Below are 24,314 nucleotides of genomic sequence, written 5' to 3'. Positions count from 1 at the left end.
TACTAAAATGAGCCTTGTTAATTATAGAAGCTAATAATATTATGCCCTTTAATGATTATAATTTAGCCAAATGCAAGGCCACATTGTTACCATGCCATAACGTAGTTGCCGGATGAAAGTGATGCCATGAATGCCAATACTCCTGGTATGCCTGCACAACCGTTAATTGTTTGCCTTTTAGTTTACCACCGGTACAAAGACCATCCCAGTTCCAAACAGATCCCGTTTCAGTATCAGTAAGTACATCTGCCGAACTCAGACTGAAATGCAGCGGCTTATTATCTACCACCCTATTCAGCACATGGAAATTCAGGCTGTCTCTTTCTACACTGATCAATAAACTGGCCTTACCTAAACTATCATTCAGTATGCCTTGTTTATGTAAGGCCCTCCAATCGTAAGCTTTTTCCTTGCCGTTTGTAATTACGCCAATTACCCAGCTCTTCCGCACCAACGAATCCTTGTTTTTCAACAGGCTGTCTTTATCCACAGGCTGCCGGCGGTCGTAGTTTTTAAGGTCAGCATAATCTTTAGCAAAAAAATTATCCGGCTGCATAATCAGCGATTCGGGATGCCTTTGCAGCCATGCCTCCAGCGTGGTTTGCTCGTAATTAAGTTCCTGCAGCGATGAACCTTTTAGTTTGCCCACAGCAGCTTTGCCCGTGGCCTGATACCACCAGCTACCTGTGCTTTCGTCTTCAATAACGGCATTATAGTGCCGCGCCCCTACCAATCTAAAGTTTTCACGTTTACCGTTAATAAGCGGACTATAAACCCTACCGGTGCGGCACATGGTACAGTAGGTTACCAATACTGGTTCATTCCCTACGTTATCCTGCACTTTATGGTGATAGCCCAGATAAACTAATGGGTAAGCCTTGGCCACACCGTTATGCACCACGCCCAATATTACATAGCCCTGAGGCACCTTATTTTGCAGGGCGTTGGCAAAAACTACAGCATGCGGCTCTTCGAACATTTTTTCGGCTTTATACTGCACATCGGTTATGCAATAAATAACAACACATACTAGCAGCGCCACCACTTTCCTCATCATTTGCCAGCGGGTATCTTTGCTAAAAAACACAATAAGATACCACAGCACTAACCCGCCGCCGAATATCCGTAAAGGCAGTACAATTTTTTCGAGATAATACGATACGGTGATCGCCTCCAGATCCTGGCTGCCCGGAAAAGGCATCAGTAAATAAGCATGCACTAGACCTGGTATCAGCAGCATTAAAATCCCTATCCAGAAGAGGCGGCTCTTGTTCTTAATCGTCATCACTTACATTATTGGGCCACAGGTTCTGCCTGTAAAGCCGCGTAGCGGTTTTCGAAAGGCAGATAACCGCTTGTTTTTAATATACCGCCCAGGCGATCGTAAAATCCTGATTCAACAGACGGTGTTACTGAGTTTAAACCATCAACATAACGGTTGTATAAGCTAAACAAAGCGGCAATCAGTACAGTATCGTGTATCTCCCTGTCTGTGGCACCAGCCTCTTTGGCTAAATCAACCAGCTCGGATGTTACGTTTTTACCGTTAACCTGCACTTTGCGGGCAATCTCCAGTAAAAATTTCATTTTAACGCTTACGGGCGCATAATCAGGGTCGTTCTTTACTTTTTCTGATGTTTCGGTTTCACCTAAAAACGCATCAGCCGCTGCGGTATGCGCAGCTGTGCAAAAGCGACATTCATTGCCATGTGAAACAACGGTGGCAATTAACTCGCGCTCGCCTTCGGTTAAGGTTGATTCACCGCGCAATAAAATCTGGGTAAGTTCTCGTATAGGCAATGCACTATCCAGCCTATAGTTTAATAATCCGGTAATTCCGGGTAGCTTATCATCTAATGGAATGTAAGGCATTTTCTTTCAATAATTAGGCAGCCCCGCTGTATTGGTTTAGCAAAGCATGGTTTATAATTATCTTAAAGATATAATATATCTGTTACATCCCAATAATTTAACATTGATTTCATTACTTCGACAACAAATTTTGTTCACTTTGTTCAATTTATCATCCCAATATCACGTGTTACAACTTTAATGATATTTGGCACGATATTGTTATCCATAGAGAGACTATTGCGAAAACCGCCGTATAAAATTTGTCGTACTATTAACTATAATGAAAGTCGCCCATCTGATACTTACTTACACTAACCCCAAACTGACTGAGCGCTTAATTAAACGTTTATCACATCCGGAGTTTGATTTCTATATACACGTTGATAAGAAATTCAGTATAAAACCCTACCTGTATTTACAACAGTACCCTAATGTTTTTCTGGTTCATAACCGCGAAGATGTACGTTGGGCTGGATACAATACCATTAAGGCTACTTTTAAATGTATTAAGGAAATTGCCTCTACAGGAATAAGTTACGACTATATTAACTTTATTAGCGGCCAGGATTATCCCATAAAATCGGCTGACTATATGGTCAACTTTTTTGAGCGCAACAAAGGAAAAGAATTTATTGAGTTTGAAAATATTGAAGAACAATGGCTGGAAGCATTGCCACGCATAACAAAATATCACTTTGTTAATTTCACTTTCAGGGGCAAATACAGCCTGGAAAGATTTGTTAACTTTTTTACACCTAAACGAAAATTGCCCGGAGATTTAAAGCCTTACGGCAAGTCGATGTTTTGGATGTTGAGTACAGATTGTGCAAAATATGTTGTGGAGTATGTGGAAAGCAGACCCCATCTTGAGCGGTTTTTTCTGTTTACCTGGGGAAGCGACGAATTTATTTTTCAAACCGTGTTGATGAATTCTGAGCATAAAGATAAATTGGTGAATAACGATTTCAGGTATATCGACTGGTCGGCAGGGGGTTCACATCCTAAAACATTAAACATACAAGACTTTGAAGCGTTGAAGAATACAGATGATCTGTTTGCACGAAAATTTAATGCAAATGCCGACAGCAAATTGCTGGATATGCTGGATCAATTGTAAATACCCTATAAATGGCCTACCTGATAAACATCCCCACCTTTAGCGACACCCGCGGTAACTTAACCGTGTTGGATGAAGCGATACCTTTTGATATTAAACGCCTCTTTTATATATATGGGGTTGACAGTTCGGCGCGCGGCGGGCACCGGCACCATAAAACCGTGCAGGCTGCAATCTGCATCCAGGGCCGTTGCACCATTGTAAATGATGATGGTGAAAAAACAGAAATCTTTAAAATGGACAGCCCGCACAAATGCCTGATACTGGAAACAAAAGACTGGCATGTGATGAAAAACTTTACCCCCGATGCTATATTATTAGTGTTGGCATCTACATCTTTTGATGCGACAGATTATATTTTTGATCCATACGAGCATAAAGAATGATCCCATACGAAAACCTGTTCGAGCTAAACAAGCCATTCAACGAAGCGTTTAAGCAACGTTTCAGCGATTTTTTAAACAGTGGCTGGTATATCTTAGGTAAATATACCGATGATTTTGAACAGCAATTTGCGCAATGGAACCAATCGGCCTATTGCATAGGAGTGGCTAATGGTTTGGATGCGCTAACGCTCTCTCTTAAAACTTTCGACTTTGAACCGGGCAGTGAAGTTATTGTACCATCAAATACCTATATAGCTACCATACTATCTATCACCAATAATAACCTGGTACCTGTATTGGTTGAACCCGATATTCATACCTATAATATTGAGCCGGCAGAGGTAGAGAAAGCCATCACACCCAGAACCAAGGCTATTATGATTGTGCACCTGTATGGCAAATGTTGCAATATGGATGCGATAATGGCCATTAAAGAAAAGTATAACCTGGTGCTGATTGAAGATTGCGCACAAGCACACGGCGCTATGCACAAAGGCAAAAAGGCCGGCACCTTTGGCGAATTTGGTGCTTTCAGTTTTTACCCCACCAAAAATTTAGGTGCTTTAGGCGATGCCGGAGCTATTACTACCGATAATATTGAATATGCCGATAAAATGCGTAAGCTCCGCAACTACGGTTCTGAAAAGAAATATTATAACGAGTACATGGGTGTAAACTCCCGTTTGGATGAACTGCAGGCTGCATTTCTGCAAATTAAGCTCGAAGCTTTAGATAGCATCAATGCGCACAAACAAAAGCTGGCAGGTATGTACCTTGATCAGCTTAAATCTGATTTTATATTGCCGGTTGTTGATGCCGATTATACCGATGTTTACCACATTTTCAATATAAGACACCCACGCCGCGATGAGTTGAAGGCTTATTTGCTAGAACAAGGTATTGGTACCGAAATTCATTATCCTGTACCGCCGCATCAACAAAAAGCTTTATCGCATTTATTAGCGGGACAGCATTTCCCAATTTCTGAAGCAATTCATCAAACCACGTTAAGCCTTCCTTGCTCGTATTGCCACACCGAAAAAGATGCGCAATTTGTGATCGATAATCTGAATGCTTTTTAAGCAGCTGCTTAATCTTCTTTCCCGTAAATTTTAATGGCTTTATTCAGCAGATCTTCTGCCTGGTGAAATTCGGCAGGGCACTTCGCTTTGTCGGTAATATAGAAATCGCCGGTTTGGTCATTCAGCTGCATGTGGAATCGAACTTGTTCGCCCTTGTGCGCGACGTAAACCTGGAAGGCCTGTAACCGCTTTATGTTCATGGTAAAAAAATCAAACTCTGCACCCTCCGCTTCTACCTTAAAATTTTTCATTGGGCAAATATAAACAAAGTACGATATTCATTATACCAAACCCCATTTTCCAAATAGACCAATAGCCTCTTCATGCGAAATTATTTCACCATTATCTGCTTGAGCTAACCCTTCTAAGACTTCTTTTTGTTGCTCTTCACTTAGCTCATCAAACCAGTCATCATATTTTCTACTATTTTCCATAAATCCCCAGTGGCGAAAGCCTGTTCTGGAACAATATATTCGGGCTGTTATAAAACTTAACAAAATCTGCTGCACTTTGCTGACCCGGATAGGGCGCGTAATAATGATTAGGATTACCATTACGCCAGGTAAGCAGGTACGATAATTTGTACTTCGATATTTCGGGTAGTAAAGTAACCGTCCACCAGTTGGCATCAGGTATGCCCTCGTAACCAATTTCTGGTATACAAGCTATTTTATGGTGATCATTTGCCACTTGTTGTAAAATGCTCAATTGTTTATCTAAGCGTTGCACAAACTTCTGCTTATTATCGAGGCAATACAGATCAAAGCCTACAAAATCAACATAGTCATCGCCGGGATAACGGGCCAGAAAATCTTCTGTCGAATTAAAATCAGCAGTCGAATACACGATTAACAGGTTATGTATTTTCTTTTTCTTTCTTAAATAATCTACAGTAAAGCGCCATATTGCTACCAGATCCTGTGGATCGGTAGTTTTACTTCCCCACCAGAACCAGCCGCCGGTTAATTCATGAAATGGGCGGAATAAGATAGGGATAGCCTCTCCATCATCGTCTTTCAAATTCTTCAGGTATTTGGCTGCTTTATCCAGGTACTCTACATATTTATCATGTGTAGGGCCATCCGCTAAAATTTCCTTTACGCTATTAGCAGTAGTATCCCAGGCTGTCTGATCGTTAAACGGGTTATCCATGTGCCAGCAAAAAGTATTTATTCCTCCACGCTGATAAGCTTCTTTAACCAGTGTACGCTGCGTTTTAAATGGAATGCCATTGATATCGGCCGTGCTGTCGTGCTCCAGCTTGGCTAAGTCCCAGCCATAAACCGCCGGGTACGATCCTGTTACGGCCTTTACATCAGAGCTATCATCCTGCAAGCGCCAGTTAACACCGTAGCCGGTATCATCATGGTGACCGAACATAATGTTCGAACCCATCAGTCGCTGCATGCTATTGTAGAGGTTTTGTGATCCTTTGGTCGCCTTTGGGTCGCTGGGCAGCTTAAACTGAGCCTGTGTATTCATTCCATAAAAAGAAAGGATAGCAGCGATGTAGCTAATCAGAATGTTTTTCATTAATACTTATATAGATAATATGGTGCTGTAAAATTGGCAAGTTTTATCTATAAAATCCTATGCCACTTCGGAAAATTGTATTAAAATCATATATCTGCCAATTACAACGATCGGCCACACTATCTTCATGTATTTTAACTACAATTACTATTCCATCAAGGTTGTAATAAAATCGACCAAAGATCATCAGCCGCCCCTGTTTCTTGTAGAACGTCGCCGGTTAGCTTTTAAATCATTTTCATCTTCTATCCTTTTATTGATAGAATCTTTCATTTGATCCAAATATCTGGTAGAACTAATCAGCTTTCTTCGTGAAATTTCAGTCCATCTACGATAAGCACGTCCAATTTTTAATTTAAAACCTGTTTCTAGCCAATGGATAATTTCAGAAATGGAGGCTTCACCATTGTTGATCTGCCCCGTAAGCCAAATGCCATAAGCTACTTCGACCAAATTAATGGCCTCGCCTGTCCAAGTCAGAGAATTATGCGTTATGTCGGTATCGCCTGGTGCCTCCTTCCGAATGCTCGACCGGCACCTTGTCAAATCCTTTAAGACATCCTGAACACGCTCAAATGCCATAAATTTTGCAAAAAAAGGATCAAGCATAGTTGAGAAACCGGGATCAGATAAAACCGAGTAATCAATCGTAGTCAGTGAAATGTCTTTGCGCCGGACAAATAGTAAATCGTCAAATTCTGTTGATTGCGATTTATAATATCGGTATTGGAAATTATTGATCACAAAGAACTTACGGTACTTCTCTGTAAAAGACGAATAGTAGGTAGCATCTGAATTTTCCAGGATTTCGGGGTTATTTAAAAAAATCCGGCTAAGCTCAATCTCTGAAATCAGATAAGAATAAATTAACGGTTTTACATGTTTAAAAAAATAAGCCTCATCTAAATTTTTATCAAATTGTGAATTTTCGAAAAGTGTCCTCAGCTCCAAGATAGCCTTTCGCACGAAAGGTAACGTATTTCTGAATCTCGCGGAATTAATCTCTTTACCCGAAACCTTATTAAATCCATTTAAAAATTCTTCAACAAAAGCATTAACCACTTTATATTCTGTATCCGCCTGATGCGAATACGTTACTTTAATAGATTTATCCATATCTCCTTCACTTACCGGCAACAAAATTATTAAGCAACACATTAAAACTTTTAGGAATACAACAACGTATTAAATGATACCTAAATCTGTTAATTCAATGATCAGCAACTGACCATGAAAGTCCGACAAAAGGATAACCTTGCCATCATTATTTAGTATCTGTGAAAGTAATACGTCAGGCACCAATTGCCCGATGGAAAGCGCAGTATTTTGCGATGCAACTGCCGGTAGTTTATGATTTTGTTCCTGCGCTAAAACCCGGAGAATTGGGCATAGGAATAACAGGAAGCATAATTTTAGCTTCATTACATGGTTAGGTTAAAAAAGGGTTAAAAGAAAGATGCAGTTCAGATTACAAACTGAATATTGTAATCACATGAATATTTTATTTAAACTGGCGCCTTGATGAGGTTTCTAAGGAAATGCTTAACAGAGAAATACCAAGATTTGCGTTGCCAGCAGATCGCTTCAATGAGAATTGGAGAACTCGCTATACTAATTAATGAAAATCTGTAACTGGATTGCATACTCGTATTTATAATGACGAGTCTTATGAAGAAAGCTTAATAAAAGTGGGCTTCTGCACACCGTAACTCCATTTAGTTTCTCACGCCTTATGTTGATACGGATTTACAGCAGAAACCCACTCTTATTAAGACCTGCAAGATACAAATCAATAACAAGAAATGGGCATATCTGCTGTCCTGCATCAACGGCGTGAGAAATTGGAGTTGCAAGACTCTTTTATACCTAAATATTTACCAAATATAACTTTTTATTTAAAAGTAAACAAATTTGTTGACCAGTATTTTTCGCAGATTCTTGAGCTTGGCTACATGACCCGAAAGCAGGTTGAGTTTAGAATTAAGTTTGGTTTAAGAATTAAACAGCTTAGAGAGCGTGAGAAACTTGCGCAAAATGAGCTCGCTGCCAAACTTGGAGAAGGGAAAGATAAGCAGACCATAAATCGTTATGAAACGCAAGGCGCCAATCCGAGTGCATATCAGATAGTGGAATTAGCGACGGCGTTAAAAGTAGACGTTGAAGAAATGTTCGATTTTTCCACCGTAAATCCCAAAGAAGTAGAACTACTGGTGAAAAAAGATCAGGAACGGCGCAAGTAGTGTTTATCAAAACCGGAAATATTTCCATAAACCATTTTTGTCTAATGCCTGAACAGTATATAGATAAAACGTCTTTAAAAATTATTCGTGAGAAGCTTTGGTCTATTTCTAACGCCTCTGGAATTACATTGGAAGACATTCAGGATAGAACTAAAATTTAGTTATAGCCAGTCTATTGAATAGTTAACCCAGTCGATAACACAGGTGCACTTTTATATGAGTGGATTAGTATGCAATAACGATAGCAAGTACCCGTAACAATTGCTGATAATCCAACCGGCTGATTACAGTGTCTTTCATTAACTGGACTGATTGCTGTTCGAGCACACTGTCTACAGATTCCGCCAAATGTTTTACTATGATATCCTCATCTTCATGAATTGTATAACTCACAATTAGTGTCGCCAGAATTCTACTGTGCGATTTCTTTTGCCATACGCTCGTCCGGCCAAGTTTTTTGTAATGCCGGATCAATAAATTTTTAGCGATGAGATAGCGGTAATAAAATATCCGGATTTGCCTTGGTGTCGCGCCTTTATATCTCGTAATGCAAACCCGTAAAATATCGGCTTCTTCATTCGTCAGGGAATTCAAATCCGGATTCGCCGAGGACAGCTCTCTCTCTGTAATGCTCTTTGATATGCTCTCTTCGTCTTCCGAATTTTCAAGATATTCGGTAGCGTAGTCCGGCTCTTCATATATGTCATAGTCTTCATAATTCGTTTCAGCATCAATGATATCCCATTCCATATTGGCATGAAGAGCACGTTGCGACAGTCTGGAATACTCTCGCTCCCGCTCCCTTATAAATAATTCTGACAGTGCAGGCAGCGCACCGTCTACCCTGTCCGGCTTCGTCAGAGCGATCAGAAATTCATCCGAATCGGCCATGGACAGTTCACCAAGTTTCAAGCCCGAGATGAACAATTTATCAATATATTCATTTGTCATCTTCGTCAGCATTGCCGCATGGTCCGCTTCCTTTTTGTCTACTGAAATTAAAGAATGATATTTCATCCGGATGGCCAGCTTTAACATCCGTTCGTCGACAGCTGCCACCACAATGACCCTTTTGGCGATTTCGGTATCTTCAAGTAATACCCGCAATGAATCAATAATTTGTATAACTTTTGACTCACTGCAACGGTCAATATCCTCTACAAACAAAATAATTTTACGCTTTCCTGATAGTTTTTTTGGAATCCAGCATTTCAGTAAAGTAAGTGTTTCCTTTTGTATTTCGGCCTGAACCCCGAGATGTTCCTTAAACGAGTGTTTTGCAGAATATTTGAGAAAAAGATCTTTAGCTTTGGCACTATAGTCCTTTTTTGCAGTCGTAAATAACGCATATAACGTTGTAAAAACTGAAACCGATAAACCAAATGCACTAAAGTAGGGCTGCAGCTGAACACGGCCTAACCCAGATAATTCTTTGCTTAACACTGCGGCAAATAAACCTGCTGAAAGAATTGCCAGAAATTTAAAAATCGGCCAGATTCCTTTACGCTTAATGTTTAGAAAAAAGATCCGCCGTGCGCGGATTATCCAATTCAATAATTTACAGTTTTCCTCAGGATTGAAATACACCCCGGAAATACATTCGTATAGATATGCCCACGTTGCCGGCGTATCCTGGTATTTCCATGCGTGAAAGTCAACTTTTATAAAGGTTTCGTCGGCCTTAAGCTTTTCCCACGTCTGTTCCAGTAAAAAAGTCTTACCTCTTCCCCACTTTCCGAAAATGCCGATCATACTGCCCTGTTCCGGAGGCATGATTTTTATAATTTCGGCCAGTTCCTCTGCCAGTTCACCGACGCCCATTACGCCTTCTATATTTTTTTTATCCCTGAACCGGATATCTGCCTTACGGAAATAATCATCTGACGGTATTATTTTTTCCGGTTCGGGCGTAGCCGGAACGTCATTTTCATCCAGCACACGGAATAAATCCTCCAGGCCTGCAAAGTCTAATACCTGTAACTGTTCTTTTCCCTGATATGGCCTGAGCCCCGGAACCAGCATATCCTGCAGCAAACCGACGCTTTTAATTTTCCGGAAAATTGCAACTGTACGGACCAGCGAAAGGCTTCCAAAGTCAGGCACGGGATTTACAAGACATAATACCAAAGGTCTTTCAGGATTTGATTTAAATATATTTAATGCTTCTTGCCGTTGCCTTGGAAAAAGGGAAGAATCTGCTGTCAGTGCATATTGGCGTCCCCCGGCCCGGCTATTTATGATTTCAGCTATCAGTTTCGAAAAAGAAACTGTCGGGCAATAAATAATGGCCTTTTGTTCTCTATTTTCTTCAAGAAATATTTTGACTGCAGCGCTAAGGTAATCCCGGTTAGCTGCCATATCGGCCCCCCACAATTCAAAATCCGGCAATAATCTGCTCCCGTCATTTAACGACAGTTCCATCCGCTTAACCGCATATGGTTTTAGTGAAAAACCATCTTTCAAAGCAGTCTTTAACGAATAAGTAAATACAGGGTCGCCAAACCGTTCCCCGGATTCAGGCATGCTGGTGACCGCGATTTGGACAGCATCTTCAAAACGCATCAAAAATTTATCAAGTGACGGATTGGCCGGTCTGATACCTGTAATCAGTATAAGCTCCGGAAGGTTTCCCCCCAAGTAAGCGGCGGCCCGTGGATCGCTTATATTTGTAATTGATTTAAGCGGCAAGATTGTTACTTCATCATTTTCCTGCCTGCCGCTATTGTACGTTAAACGAATTTCCCACGGAAAGGGCGTTTTCTGCAGGGTATTGGCCATCATTTGCTGCTCTGCTGTACTTTGCGTTAATACCAGCACATTTGAGAGCTCCTTATCTTTTTTTAATTTTAAATATTCTGAGACAAGACCAATTATTACGGCACTTACTCCGGAACCAGGAACCATTGCAATAGCAACGCGCTTATTGCCATGTTCAATCTGTTCCATGATTTTTGCGATTGCTTCTCTCTGGTGATAATGCAGGTCAGGTGTAGTCATTTAACAGGGACAGCGTTAATGCCGCCACTCATCCAAATTTGCGAATTAAAGACAGCGTTGCAAAATCAGATTTTAAAAAAGGCCTGATGCTGCTTTTTTGAAGCCCGGTTGTCATCAAAGCGCATACGTGCTGCGCAGTCCTTCAAAAAACAAAACACAAATACGTGCTGATCCGGAATTTTAAAACTACCCTGTGTATTTCGCACAGATAGTTTTTTCGCTAATTATTTGTACTTATATTACCGCACTATTAAATCTAAACCCTCTGTATTAATTTATGCTTTATTGCGATTGGAATAATCTGTTAGGCAATTTCTTTTTCCGGCCGGAAAATGAGGGCCGTACGGTCTCACTTATTATCTCAGAAACCGACTTAACGGAAATCGCGCGGGAATCCAATGAATTTCACGGCGTAACGGATACAGATATTATTCAGAATTTTAAGAATGCCTGGACCTCGGGCTTTCCGGGTACGCACGGAAATATTATACAGCGCATCAATGAAGCTTCACAGACAGGGCTCTACGCATTCCAGCGCGGGGAAGAAAGCTTCCTGCACAAACAAACATTAATCAGCTTTCCTCCTGCCCTTTGTCATTTTACCGGAGTAAGTCTTGCACTGACAAACGGTAATTCCGGCAGCCGATATAACCGCATCAGAGAATATTTTAACGTCACAGCGGAGCAGTTTCCTAACATGGGGCCCGATATGAACTGGAATAAGGCGTATGATAATTTCATCTGGTGGGCTAATAAATTCAAGAAAGGTTCTCTCGGGTATTTACCTCAGAAAACTTTGTCTTCGCTCAGTTATGAGTATATGGGAAAACCATATACATTTATTTTACTGTCAAAGACGCAACTTACGGCGTTTCACCGATATTTGTACGAAACGGAAACAGAGCCGGGCACTGCTGTCTCCCTGCCGGAATTATTGAGAGCCATGCGTTCCATACACGCGGACCACAGCCTCACCGATGTTCTGCAAGGTCCGCTGTCTGCTGAACGGTCTGTTGCAGTATCGATTCTGAACAGCTTGTACCGGATCTGGGACGGGCAGGCTTTGGTCGAAACACAAAATGGCAAGGCGGCCTTCCAGATCAGAAAACTCCGTCTTTGCTTTTCACGGGATGGCGAATCCGGTTACGCCTCTTTTTCATTCAGATTCCGGGAAGAACTGTTTAAAAACGGACAAATTGACTTCGGCACTGTCAAAACAGAAATTCTTCCTAACAACTGGTCCAAGCCCTTAAGTGTTAATCATATACCGGCTAACACAGTCCTGAGTGACGCAGCCTTAGGCTTACGCGCAGTTTTTAAACCTGCTGAAAACCGCCTGTTTGTATTTGCCAATGGCAGACCGGAGGGACTGAATTCAGGTATTTTTATTGAAGCCCCGCAGATACAGCGGACAGGGGTCCAGTATATTTTACTGAACGGGGAAATGCTGCTTTTGCTCACGGCCTGGCTTTCAGAAAATGGCGGGGAAGACGTGACCAGTGATTTAATTTGCTTCAGAGGGTGGTATGCGTACTGTTTCCCTGACGGCTTTCATTGCAATTTCGGCGGAATTGAAAAATTAACGCTTCCGGAACGGGTGACTCTGGAGTACCGCGAAGGCCTTAAAGGAAATAACCGGGGCGAATATATTGCCTCATCAGGCCTCGAAGCTGTATTGTCGGGTGCGTCGGGAAGGGAGCGGCTGGTTTTCAGTAATGAACAACACAAGCTCGTTTTTGAACCGGATGAATACGGCGTGTTTGTTACCGGACCGGATGTTCCTTGCGGGGTATATGAAGTTACTTTAACAAATACCGGTGATGAGATTTTTATACCTCATTATGGCCGGCTTGTTTTTACAGATATTTTATATCCGGAAATTACCAGTAAGATTTTTAAGACTGCCGCAACTACGGCGGAATGTGATTTGCAGGAAAAACAAAACTACGAAAACGCTTACAATGTCGTCAGCAATATGCGGCTGACGGAAAAAGTCCCGCCCCAGTTTGCTTTATGGGAAAATGACCAGACCTCCGTTGATAATCTTTCTGTTAAGGATACAAAAGCGCTTCTGTTTACTGAATACCTGGCATATAAAGAGACCGCTTCAAAAGCGCAGTTTGATGAAGCGTTCCGTTTATTCGCTCCTGCGCACGGCCCGGACACGGAAGGGAGTTCCAAAGCATCCATCTACACAGTCTCAGCGCTGATTGCCTCATGCAGATTCTTGGCAGAATATGGCGAAGACGGGAATCTCAGATATATGAGCCCTGTAAAGCCCTTCTTGTTCCGTCTAGGAAATTTCCACAACTACAGCACTAATACCGCAAATACTCCTTTTACCGGCGGGCTCTATGTTCTCGGAGGTGCTTGCTCCTTAAGTCTGCTCAAACAGTTGGTTGCGGTTTGTGGTGTGCATGATATTTCCCTGAAAATGTACACTGAATCAGGTAATGACGGCCTGCTGCTCCCTCCTTCAGTGTTTTTTTATACACCAGGCCGGACAAGCATCGACCAGGTCCTCCGGTATCTTCATCAGGACAAAGCAGTTCCCTATTACCAGCTCACAAGGGAGTCTGTCTCAGTCGCGGATAAAATTACGGAAAGCATGATACAAAGGCAAAGTGAGGGGCACTTTGAAGACCGCTGTAAATTATTCAGTACGGCCTCATTGCGGTTTTACAGCAGGCCTGCTCTCCGGGAAAGACAATATCCGTCTTTAGCTTTGTACGAGATGTCCCCATGGGATCATATTTATACAATCCGTTTTGAAGATAACGGAATAAAGTACCAGGCCAGAACCGATCCCCGTTATGGCCGGCTGATGATATTATATATCACAGGAAATACAGCTAATTTTTATTTTGATGCCCGTCGTAATATTCTGGCGGTTCCGTCGCGTCTGAGACCACCTGCAGGTATCGAGGCGGACCTTTACTATATCACGGGCCGGATCCCGGTCCAGTTAAATTTGTACCTGGTTCAGGGAGGTTTATCTTCCGCAGGCGGGACAGGCCAATACAGGCATTATTTAATTTACAAGGGAATTTTAAAAAACTCAGCTGAGAAATTGGCCATAAAACTGGGACAGAACCTTAACCACACAGAGATAAATATATGATAGATCCGTTAAAATCTTTTGAAGTTATAACCGGGAATTATAAACGGTACATCAAAACAGCATTCTCAACACGCTTCCCGTCTTTCGAGAAAGAGCGGGAAGCATTGCTTGATACCGATGGTGTTTTATACAGGCAACCCTGGGTAGAGCCGCTTCCCGAGTATAAGTCCTCCGGCAAAAAGATCGCAGAACTTACGGAGCAGGAAACTGGTCTGGATACGAAAGAACTGACTTACTTCAAAGAGCTCGTCACCTGCGGACTGTTTCCGGCTGACACCGATATGTACAGCCATCAGTACAAGATGCTGGTCAAAGCTTTTAAAGAAAAGGAAAATTGCATCATAACATCCGGTACGGGCTCCGGAAAAACCGAATCATTTCTTCTGCCGCTGTTTGCCCAATTGGCTACCGAAGCACATTCCTGGAATGAAGAAGCTGCGCCTGACCCGGCTGCTGCCGCCAGAAAATTTGGTAACTGGTGGGAAAGCGGGTCAGGAAAATCTATCAACCATGTCATCGATTTCGCAACAGGCAAACTGTCGGACGAGGCCTTACAAAGAGGACACGAAAAGAGAAGTCCGGCGGTGAGGGCACTCATTCTTTATCCGATGAATGCACTGGTAGAAGACCAAATGACAAGACTCCGCACCGCACTTGATTCTGACGAAGCGCGTAATTTCTTTGACGGGTCTGCGGCAGCCGGAAACCCCGGACGGTGGTTGCGTAACCGGATTTATTTCGGAAGATATAACGGCGCGACCCCGATACCTGGCATACTTCCGTCCTTCGACGGCACAGAGGGCGATGAAATTATAAAGGGACGTAAAACCAGGGCCAGCCGGCAACTCTCACGGCTGAAACAGAAACTGCGGGCTACAACCGAAAACTTTGGCAAAATCGAAGCTTATTTCAGAAAACAGGAAGAAAACGGGGAAATTCCGGACTATTCAAAGAAATACTTTTTCCAACAGCTCGATGGTTCTGAAATGCGCAGCCGTTTCGACATGCAGGTCAGCCCGCCTGATATTCTGATCACAAATTTCTCTATGATGAGTATCATGCTGATGAGAGACGCGGACGCGGGTATTTTTGAAACCACAAAAAAATGGCTTGCTGAAAGCAGTGACAATATTTTTCACCTGATTGTAGACGAACTGCATTTGTACAGAGGGACACAGGGTACAGAAGTTGCATGGCTTGTAAGACTTTTACTTGACAGGCTGGGGCTGACGCCAGAAAACAAACAACTCCGCATACTCGCATCCAGCGCCTCATTAGACCCCGGTGACCCGAAAAGTTTAAAATTTCTGAAGGACTTTTTTGGTACAGACTTCCGGGCGGACCAGATTATCACCGGTGAGCAGGAGCCAGTCACTGAAACAGAGACGGATACAGCAGACGTAAATTTACTTGCTGCCATAGCTAAGGCTTACGATGAGACAGATGAAAACACGACGTCACCGTTATTTACATTAGCCTGCGATAATTTTTGCGGTTTACCGGACGGAGGCATTAAAGGCGCGGTAATGAAATTGCACCGGGCTGGTTTCCGCAAACGGATCGGTAGTATCTTTAGTGCGGCGGGAACAGCGCTGGAGTCGGTAAGTAACACCGATAATACCGGAACATTCGCCGGCCTGCTTTTTCCCGGACTTAAGGATAAAGACAACTTAAAATTTGCATTACGGGGGTATATTATTCTCAGGGGACTTAAAGACGGGCTCGACAAAACCGATGCTGAAGTTGCGGCAGTAAGACTGCAAAGGTTAAGATTTCATTATTTTATAAGAAACATTGAAGGTCTATGGGCTACCGCCGATACGCAAAAGATAAAGCCCCAATTCGCTGACCGTGATGACTTGCCAGACCAGTTACGCAGAACGGTAGGTAATTTGGAGGCAAAAGCAGATATAACCGATAAAAAAGGCAACCGGTTGTTTGATGTCTTATACTGTGAGAACTGCGGAACCACTTTTCTGGGCGGAAGCAGACTCAGCGCTACAGGAAAACTCGAAATGATCTCGGTAAGTCCGGATATCGAAGGCATACCGGAAAACAGCCCCCAGAGTCTTATAGAGAAAAGAAAATACCGTGATTACGCCGTTTTCTGGCCGCAAGGAGGGCAGGATGCCGCCCCGGATGTGTCTTACAGGAGAAACACACTCAATGGTGACTGGGTTGATTATTATCTGAACAAGGTTTCGGGTATGCTGGAGCCTTACGATGACGAGGCAGACGGCAGCAATCAGGTACGGGGGAAATTATTTATTCTCCAAAATGACACAAGCGGAGATACTATTGCAGAACGGTGCCTGCCTTGTACCTGCCCGGCCTGCGCCTGCAATTATGAAAAAGGTACTACGCGGGCCAGCCCGGTAAGAGGATTCCGCTCCGGCTTCAGCAAGACGGCGCAGATATTAGCCAAAGAACTTTTTTACCAGCTGCCTGATGACGAAGAAAAACGTAAACTGGTATTATTTACAGACAGCCGGGAAGATGCGGCGAAAATGGCAAACGGAATCGAACGCGAACATTTCACTGATTTGGTCCGGGAAGCATTGATTTCGGTACTTTATGCCAGGCCGGAACTGAATAATAAAATTATCGCCGGGGAATTAGACAAGTACACGGATACTGTTCCGCCGGAGGTAATTGAAATGTTGATTACATCGTACGGAGAAGATATTCTGACAGAAATCTATACAATATGGCAAAGTAAGAACACCAGCCCGTTTCCAACACAACGATCCGCAGCAGAACGCCAGTGGGCAGATATGTTATCTGCGCCACCGTCTGTTGCTTTTAATGACCTGGTTTTAGAGGCGTTCCCCAGCGTTCTCCAACGTTTATATAAACTCGGCGTTAATCCGCGCGGGTTGGACAGAAAATCGCAGCGGTTTAGCGCTGACTATTACAAGCCGTGGTATAAAATATTTACAGAAAGCAATGAGCAAGTCAGTTATGACGGTTCGGGGCCCGAGAATAAAGAAACAGAGACAGATACCCTTGACCAAGCGGCAAAAGCACTATTTGGCAAGCTTTATTTCGGACTTGAAGCGGGCGGGTTGGCTTATATCGGCATCCGGGCAGATAAGCTGTCCGGCATCCCGGTTCAGGAACGCAACCGTCTTCACGCCTATATCAGAAAACTGGGGGATAACTATTTTTATGAAGGAGCTGAATATGCCAGGAAGACCGCTGATGGTGGTTGGAACAGCCGGGTAAAGTCACTGATTCTTGCACATGGCGAAAAGCCTGAAGACGTTTTCGACCGTTTACGGGGAGTGTCTGCAATCACAGAAGAAGGACTACTAAAATTCGAATCATTGGCGCTTTATCCAGCTACAGACCCTCAAAGTACTTACTTTGAATGCGGAAACTGTTTCAGGCCGCATTTGCACGATTCCGCATGGAGATGTACATTTTGCGGAAATAATCTGACCGCGTCAGGGAAAAAAGTCAGCAGCTTACGTGAAAACAACCATTTGGCCTGGCATGCACTGGTCAGGCAACGTAAGGCACTCCGGTTACATTGCGAAGAAATGACTGGTCAGACAGATGACCAGTTCGGCAGGCAGCGTCATTTCCGCAACATGATCCTGCCGGATGAGGGACCTGCAAATATCAGAACAATAGATTTGTTATCCGTGACCACAACGCTCGAGGTAGGCGTTGATATCGGCTCCCTCCAGGCTGTCATGCTTGGAAATATGCCTCCCCAAAGATTTAATTACCAGCAGCGCGTGGGCCGCGCCGGCCGCCGGGGACAAGCATACTCAGCCATTCTTACTTTTTGCCGGGGCCGGAGTCACGACGAACATTATTTCAGTAACCCTAAAGAGATCACGAGTGATCCGCCTCCTACTCCGGTACTCAGCATGGACCAGACCAGAATATTCAGACGGGTTTTCAATAAATTTATTGTGGCCTCAGCATTCCGGAACAGTTATCTTGCGCGAAACGGTGAAACGAAGAGTACCCACGCGGAAATGGGCTTTTTCGGTGCCTGGGAAACTAATAAACTCGTGTTGGAGAACTGGCTCAAAAGCCACAGCAGGCATTTGGAAGCTTACTTTCTTAAATTTGCAGCGGGCACAGATAACACCTGGAAAAAGATTAATCAGGACGGGTATTACACTCATGGCCATTTTATGGCTGCTCTGAATAAAGCTGCGGAAAATGAAGAACTGCCCGGAAACGAAGTAGCAGACCGCTTAGCCGAGGGAGGTTTACTGCCGATGTTCGGAATGCCTACCAGTGTCAGAAATTTTTACCATGGTTATACAACAGAGCCCGGTGAGATGAAAATTATTGACCGGGACCAGGCAATGGCGATCAGCGAATTTGCGCCGGGTTCCGAAAAAACAAAAGACAAAAGAATCTACAAATCAATTGGTATTACGCCTGAGCTGGATGTCAGCCCGCTGAATAATTATCCGGACCTCCTCAGATCTGATGACAAAGCATTCCGTTTTGCAGGTCATATGATTAAATGCGGTAATTGTTTTCTGACAAAAACAGTGAGATATACTGCAGGTGACGGAAATCTTGGTTCTCCCGGATCTGTATTGTGCCCTGTTTGTGGCAATCCGGAGGCAGTGCGTTTCCCTGTAATTATCCCGGCAGCATACCGTTCTGATTTTTTTGACGGAAAAGATTCAGGGGAAAATGTGGAACTGGTAACAGCAAGACCATCAGTATATGCTGAACCCGCAGGTATACCGTTTAAGGGTGACGCGGATAACACATTAAACAGACTGTCGGAAGCTGACACAACATGGCGTATAAATAAAAACGGAGAGGATTTCTTTAACCTGAAAAAAACAATTCTGGTACACGAGGGATCAAATCATCAGATTCCCGAACAGTGGTTTATCAATAATACAAGTTTACGTATCCGCGGGGCTGTCGTACAGGACACAGGTTTGGAAATCCGTACTGCGCTCGCGGCCAACAAAACCACAGAAGTACTGCGGATCAGCCCGGAAAACATTCTGCGCGGCATTTATGCTGATATGTTTAATCCTGACATAAGCGCCGCCGGAGTCAAATCGGCTGTCTACTCTGCAGCATTTCTGATCCAGCGTGCGGTTGCGGTAGCGCTTGATATTGATCCGTTAGAAATTGAAATCGCAGAGGTTGTCCGGGATGCCAACGGACTTCCTGTTATTACACTGACTGACGAGTTGCCAAACGGATCCGGATTTGTGAGATACGGCTTCGAAAACCTGGCGGCATTAATGAACGACCGCATACTGGGACCCGTTGCACTCAGTAATAATGCCTACTTCGAACATCTCAGAAGCGAAGAACACCAGTCTTGCAAAAGTGCCTGTTACAAATGCCTGAAAGTCTACAGAAATATGAACTTTCATGGCCTGCTGGACTGGAGACTTGGTATGGCATGGATCCGGCTTTTAAAAGACTCAGATTATAAATGCGGGACCGACGGGGACTTTGAATCACCAGAACTGAGATTATGGCCGGTTATTGCTGAAGAAACGGCCCGTAACCTTTGCGAAGCTTTCGGCAGCCGGAAAGTATTTGCAGGACCCGGTAATAAATTATTTGGTTTCGTAAACCAGGGGTTTCCGGTCATTATCGTACATCCGTTATGGGATATGTCTGATATACAGGAAGACTGGCTCGCTTCTGAAGCAGCGGGACTTACGGAAATATTACGTTCCAACAGCGGCCGGAAAGATATTATTTACATAGATACTTTTAACGGACTGAGAAGACCCGCCAAATGCAAGTCATGGTAAAATGAGGATAATTACTGTAAGTCCCTTAACGAAACAGGTGCCGGAACGGTTTTCTCCTTCAGGCGCTAATTGGATACTTAAATGTCATCTCCGCGGATTATTCAAGAATACCAATAACAAAGGGTACGATTTGAAGAATAATTATGCAGCTGCTCTCGGCAATGTGATTCATAAAATTCTTGATATAAATAGTAGCAACAGAATTAATACTGAAGAAGAATTCAATATTATATGGCAGCTGACGGAACAGGAAGAACAAAACGGCGGATTGAAATATCTCGTTAAAAATTACGCCCGTTATAAATATGCCGGAAAACGCTTAATTTTAAAAGAACCTGATGGTGTTTTTCATGAACGGTCAAATTTTTTGTGGCAATTTTTGTCTGAACGGTGGCTTGCATCATCTGACGGTTTTTTAAGGGGCCGTCCCGATACGCTCGTTCTGAAAAACGGGTTGCCTTATGAGATCAAAGATTATAAAACCGGACAAGTGTTCCGGGAAGATATACCTGAAATGAGTGCAGATTCCGGTGCGGACTTTTATGATTTTATAAAAGACGAATACCGCAACCAACTTTTGTTATATGCATATCTCGTGCGGGAAAATTATGGTTTTTTCCCCACTAAGCTGACGGTTGTCACACCTGACGGGACTGAAATCAGCGGCCCGTGTATACCGGATGAGGTTACGGGGCTCGTCAGCCGAATCCGGGTCATGCAACAGAATCTGACAAAGCTGCGCGAAGGAGAATTGGCATCTCCGTCTGCTCTGAATTGCAGATATTGTAATTATAAGCCTGATTGTCCCTTCCGTATAATCACTGAACCCGGGCCGTATGGTGATATTGCAGGAACTGCTGTTGATATCAACGCGCATACTTTCGGAAATTTTACGATTACACTTAACAGCGGGCAAAAAATTTTTATGCCGCAGCCCTGTGCAGATATGGATAGTGTGTTAAAGTTAAAAGGCAAACCGTTGTTTATTAACAATGTGAAACAGTCCGCGAGTCATCCGGACGGGTACAGTTTTACGAAATTTTCAATTATATATAACGTTCAGCAATAGGCATTTAAAGCCGCTATAGATTTTCCGGTCTGTATTGTTGAAAAGAAGAGTGTCCATATCGCTGTCAATGGTTAGAAAAATGTGCAGATATATGTTAATTTGCATAAGTTTTATAGGATTATGACAGACAGTAAGATTGGTATATTTTCTTTTTTCGCAGGGGCGGGTTTTTTGGATTTGGGTTTTGAAACAACCGGAAAATACGATGTGCTTTTTGTAAACGAGTATCACAAAGCTTTTATGGACATCTACAAGGGGGCACGTGCCAATCTTGACATCACCGGACCGAAATACGGCCATGAGGTGAAAGATATAACAGAATACCTGAAACCGGAAGAGCTGAAGGTTTTTAAGGACCGTATAACACAAGAGCGTAAGCAGGAAAAGCTTATCGGGTTTATCGGCGGTCCCCCGTGTCCTGATTTTTCGGTAGGTGGCAAAAACAGAGGCCACGAGGGCGAAAACGGAAAACTTTCAGGAACCTATGTTGAACTCATTTGTACAGCGAAGCCCGATTTTTTTCTTTTTGAGAATGTCAAGGGATTATACCGCACTGTGAAGCACCGGGAGTTTTTCGAATCCATGAAAAACAAACTAAAAGATGCCGGTTATTACCTCACCGAACAACTGATCAATTCCGTAGAATTCGGTGCTCCCCAGGACAGGCAGCGCATTATCCTGATCGGTTTTCATAAAAACATCCTCAGAGGGACCGGTACCGATAAAAGCAAAGACCATCTGCTGACTGGTTTTGACTGGGAAGCTAATAAGACTTACAGTACGGAAAACATAGCTGCGGCCGCCTGGCCGGCAACAGAGCCGTTCAGAGAAGAAGGAGAAAGGGAAGCACCTGAAAAAATAATCCGTGAGCTTACTGTCCAGCACTGGTTTGACCGTAACGACGTAACGAACCACCCCAATGGCAAACATCATTTTACGCCGAGAAACGGCCTTACGAAATTCCTGTCCATCAGCGAAGGTGATGACCTGAAAAAATCCTATAAAAGATTACACCGTTGGCGCTACTCCCCTACTGCGGCATATGGAAATAATGAAGTACATCTTCATCCGTATAAACCCAGAAGAATTTCTGTGGCAGAAGCGCTCGCCATCCAGTCCCTGCCGAAAGAATTTGTGATTCCGCAGCATATATCATTAACAGATATGTTTAAGACCATCGGGAACGGGGTTCCGTACCTGGCCGCCAAAGGACTTGCGCTTAATATCAGTGATTTCCTGGGTAAAATCATGGCTGAAAAAAATATAAAATCATATGCCACAGCTGACAGCGAGTAATCTGGTACGGGAAATAGACCGGCTTAATAAGAACGTCGCGTATAATTATCTGGATCCGTCCAATACAGGGCTGATTAAAATTGAACGCGTACAATTACCCGAAGGTCCGGTAATTATCAAGCGCTGGAAACCTGCTGACGGCGCTACAGAAGCAACTGCCAGCCATGCCTCGATTTCAAAAGAACAGATCTGGCGTTTGGCTAATGCGCTGGTTCCGGACCAACCGATTAATGTTGACCGGTTATTCGCCGGCAGTTACAATACCCGGAGTGTGCTGGAAACCTTGTTAGTCCATACACCGATGTTCCATTATTGTTATCCGGGACGAATACAGATGACAGGCGGCGAGCCTGTCATCAAACAAGGTCATAAACATATTATTTACACGCCGGACAATGTTCACAAATCCGGCGTAAGCAGCCGTATTGATACGGACATTGTGATCAGTGAAGGTTCGGTTGAAACTTTTGACGCGCTAAGTATTACTGACCCTTCAGGTATTGGTGAAATAACAGGCATTGATGCGGATATTAAACGAACGCATGCGCTGATGCAGATCGCTTTATATAATATCGGCAAACAATTTGATTACCGCACCTGGGTAGCGCAGAACGATAAAGGTATAATTTATAACGGCAAAAGAATTATTGAATATGAAGGCATAATCCAGTCGCTGAGCAATGAGCCTTTGTTAAAAGCTCATGCTGACGCCATTAAGGCTGCCTTACTGATAGACTGCATCTGGTTTAAGAACGGCCGTCTTATGCCGGCAGTCATTGAAGTGGAGCATTCTACAGGGGTCCGTTCAGGTCTGACACGGATGAAAGCCTTTCACGACTTGTTTCCCCCTTTTCCGACGAATTATGTGATCGTCGCACCTGATGAAGACCGGAACAAAGTAGTGCAGGAAGCTAACTTACTACAATTTAAAGAATTAAAAACTAAATTTATGCCCTATTCAGCCGTAAACGAGCTGTATTCTTTATGCAGACGCAGAAATATCAGAGGTATAAACCAGGAGTTTCTGGATTCTTTTATGGAACCTGTTGTTGCTGCCTGAGCAATTTTTGTTCAGTCTGCATTTGTTTAATACGTTTAATATTTTCAATTATATCGTCGGCCGCCAGGCTGGCGTTTTTTTTGATGTCTTTTTCCCAATAACGTAAAACAGTCCACCCGGCTCCGGTTAATGCAATGTTGACTTTCTGATCTCTTTCAATATTGGCGCTAATCTTATTAACCCAAAATTCATTATTGGTTCCGATCCGGCTTTTTAATCCGTCTAAGTCTTTTCCGTGCCAAAATTCACTGTCACAAAAAATGGCGAGCTTAAGTGCTTTGAAAGCAAAATCAGGTTTGCCTTTTATTGTCTTATCATTTTTACGGTAACGTACGCCTCTCGACCAAAGTTCTTTACCCAGTAAAAGCTCAATTTTGGTCCCGGTACTACGTATACGGGACATGTTATAACTTCTGATTTCTTTGGAATGCACATCAGCCATAAACATCTAACAAAATCGCGGCAAATTTGATTGCCTGTGTTTCCAAAGAAAATCTCATTGTAACTGTTTGATTTATTTACGAAAAGAATTGCTCGGTTATGTTTCCACTCTTAAGAAAAATCACTTAAAAATATATGCTTGGATGCCGGAGCAGAAGTTAAATAACTTTGTTGTTTAACTGATATGTAAACCGCGTCAGAAATATAGTCTTTTTGGATTACGAAACCAATGACGCCTCACAAAACCTGTTCAGGTCTTTGTCTCCCGCATCTTTAGTCAAACGTTATTTTGAAAGAAAATCTGCAACTTAAAAAAGACCCTCCTGATCCATTCAGTTAGTACAATCCGCATC

Annotated in this window: 18 protein-coding genes; 9 read left to right on the top strand and 9 right to left on the bottom strand. The window is 43.2% G+C overall.

Annotation, left to right across the window (positions count from 1 at the left end):
* Positions 1–55 precede the first annotated feature (55 nt).
* Both PQO05_RS07650 and PQO05_RS07645 read right to left on the bottom strand, forming a co-directional pair.
* The gene (locus tag PQO05_RS07650) at positions 56–1,285 is read right to left on the bottom strand and encodes a DUF3179 domain-containing (seleno)protein (RefSeq protein WP_273632115.1); all 1,230 of its coding nucleotides are present in this window, start codon (positions 1,283–1,285) and stop codon (positions 56–58) included.
* 8 nt (positions 1,286–1,293) lie between these two features.
* A complete protein-coding gene (locus PQO05_RS07645; RefSeq protein WP_273632114.1) occupies positions 1,294–1,872 on the bottom strand; it encodes a carboxymuconolactone decarboxylase family protein in 579 nt (192 codons plus the stop codon).
* Between the two features lie 262 nt (positions 1,873–2,134).
* Here PQO05_RS07645 and PQO05_RS07640 point away from each other — a divergent pair, with 262 nt between their 5' ends.
* Genes PQO05_RS07640 through PQO05_RS07630 form a run of 3 tightly spaced genes read left to right on the top strand, consistent with a single transcriptional unit; the run spans position 2,135 to position 4,439 of the window.
* Positions 2,135–2,971 carry a beta-1,6-N-acetylglucosaminyltransferase gene (locus tag PQO05_RS07640; protein ID WP_273632113.1) on the top strand — a complete coding sequence of 279 codons (837 nt, stop codon included), beginning with the start codon at positions 2,135–2,137 and terminating at the stop codon, positions 2,969–2,971.
* An 11-nt stretch (positions 2,972–2,982) separates the two neighbouring features.
* The gene (locus PQO05_RS07635) at positions 2,983–3,357 is read left to right on the top strand and encodes a sugar 3,4-ketoisomerase (protein WP_273632112.1); all 375 of its coding nucleotides are present in this window, start codon (positions 2,983–2,985) and stop codon (positions 3,355–3,357) included.
* Positions 3,354–4,439, top strand: coding sequence for a DegT/DnrJ/EryC1/StrS family aminotransferase (locus PQO05_RS07630; protein ID WP_273632111.1), 1,086 nt, complete (start codon positions 3,354–3,356; stop codon positions 4,437–4,439). The genes PQO05_RS07635 and PQO05_RS07630 overlap by 4 nt, the downstream gene beginning before the upstream one ends.
* Before the next feature lie 8 nt (positions 4,440–4,447).
* On the opposite strand, the gene PQO05_RS07625 is transcribed toward PQO05_RS07630, so the two are convergent.
* The 5 genes from PQO05_RS07625 to PQO05_RS07605 all read right to left on the bottom strand — a co-directional run bounded on the left by PQO05_RS07625 (position 4,448) and on the right by PQO05_RS07605 (position 7,394).
* A complete protein-coding gene (locus PQO05_RS07625; protein ID WP_273632110.1) occupies positions 4,448–4,690 on the bottom strand; it encodes a hypothetical protein in 243 nt (80 codons plus the stop codon).
* Positions 4,691–4,720: 30 nt separating this feature from the next.
* On the bottom strand, positions 4,721–4,873 hold the full coding sequence (locus PQO05_RS07620; protein ID WP_273632109.1) for a hypothetical protein: 153 nt from the start codon (positions 4,871–4,873) through the stop codon (positions 4,721–4,723).
* Complete coding sequence (locus PQO05_RS07615; RefSeq protein WP_273632108.1) at positions 4,863–5,972, bottom strand: glycoside hydrolase family 26 protein; 1,110 nt, start codon at positions 5,970–5,972, stop codon at positions 4,863–4,865. Before PQO05_RS07615 ends, PQO05_RS07620 begins: the two co-directional genes overlap by 11 nt.
* Positions 5,973–6,158: 186 nt before the next feature.
* On the bottom strand, positions 6,159–7,088 hold the full coding sequence (locus tag PQO05_RS07610; protein ID WP_273632107.1) for an RteC domain-containing protein: 930 nt from the start codon (positions 7,086–7,088) through the stop codon (positions 6,159–6,161).
* Between the two features lie 69 nt (positions 7,089–7,157).
* The gene (locus tag PQO05_RS07605) at positions 7,158–7,394 is read right to left on the bottom strand and encodes a hypothetical protein (RefSeq protein ID WP_273632106.1); all 237 of its coding nucleotides are present in this window, start codon (positions 7,392–7,394) and stop codon (positions 7,158–7,160) included.
* A 380-nt stretch (positions 7,395–7,774) separates the two neighbouring features.
* Between PQO05_RS07605 and PQO05_RS07600 the strand changes: the two genes are divergently transcribed.
* Entirely contained in the window at positions 7,775–8,212 is a 438-nt protein-coding gene (locus PQO05_RS07600; protein WP_273632105.1) for a helix-turn-helix domain-containing protein, read from the top strand.
* Positions 8,213–8,437: 225 nt separating this feature from the next.
* On the opposite strand, the gene PQO05_RS07595 is transcribed toward PQO05_RS07600, so the two are convergent.
* Positions 8,438–11,209: a P-loop NTPase fold protein gene (locus tag PQO05_RS07595; RefSeq protein ID WP_273632104.1), complete on the bottom strand. Its 2,772-nt coding sequence runs from the start codon at positions 11,207–11,209 to the stop codon at positions 8,438–8,440.
* 277 nt (positions 11,210–11,486) lie between these two features.
* Between PQO05_RS07595 and PQO05_RS07590 the strand changes: the two genes are divergently transcribed.
* The 5 genes from PQO05_RS07590 (at position 11,487) to PQO05_RS07570 (ending at position 23,520) form a co-directional block, all read left to right on the top strand.
* Positions 11,487–14,330, top strand: coding sequence for a hypothetical protein (locus PQO05_RS07590; RefSeq protein WP_273632103.1), 2,844 nt, complete (start codon positions 11,487–11,489; stop codon positions 14,328–14,330).
* Positions 14,327–20,095, top strand: a complete 5,769-nt coding sequence (locus PQO05_RS07585) for a DEAD/DEAH box helicase (RefSeq protein WP_273632102.1) — start codon at positions 14,327–14,329, stop codon at positions 20,093–20,095. The genes PQO05_RS07590 and PQO05_RS07585 overlap by 4 nt, the downstream gene beginning before the upstream one ends.
* Before the next feature lies 1 nt (position 20,096).
* A complete protein-coding gene (locus tag PQO05_RS07580) occupies positions 20,097–21,164 on the top strand; it encodes a PD-(D/E)XK nuclease family protein (RefSeq protein ID WP_273632101.1) in 1,068 nt (355 codons plus the stop codon).
* Between the two features lie 120 nt (positions 21,165–21,284).
* Positions 21,285–22,460: a DNA cytosine methyltransferase gene (locus tag PQO05_RS07575; RefSeq protein ID WP_273632100.1), complete on the top strand. Its 1,176-nt coding sequence runs from the start codon at positions 21,285–21,287 to the stop codon at positions 22,458–22,460.
* Positions 22,438–23,520: a hypothetical protein gene (locus tag PQO05_RS07570; RefSeq protein ID WP_273632099.1), complete on the top strand. Its 1,083-nt coding sequence runs from the start codon at positions 22,438–22,440 to the stop codon at positions 23,518–23,520. Before PQO05_RS07575 ends, PQO05_RS07570 begins: the two co-directional genes overlap by 23 nt.
* On the opposite strand, the gene PQO05_RS07565 is transcribed toward PQO05_RS07570, so the two are convergent.
* Positions 23,495–23,962, bottom strand: coding sequence for a very short patch repair endonuclease (locus PQO05_RS07565; RefSeq protein WP_273632098.1), 468 nt, complete (start codon positions 23,960–23,962; stop codon positions 23,495–23,497). The two genes, PQO05_RS07570 and PQO05_RS07565, sit on opposite strands and share 26 nt — an antisense overlap.
* Positions 23,963–24,314: the final 352 nt, after the last annotated feature.

This window comes from Mucilaginibacter jinjuensis (assembly GCF_028596025.1).
Taxonomy (GTDB): domain Bacteria; phylum Bacteroidota; class Bacteroidia; order Sphingobacteriales; family Sphingobacteriaceae; genus Mucilaginibacter; species Mucilaginibacter jinjuensis.
The sequence above is the reverse complement of the archived record's forward strand: the minus strand, read 5'-3'. Positions and strand labels throughout refer to the sequence as shown.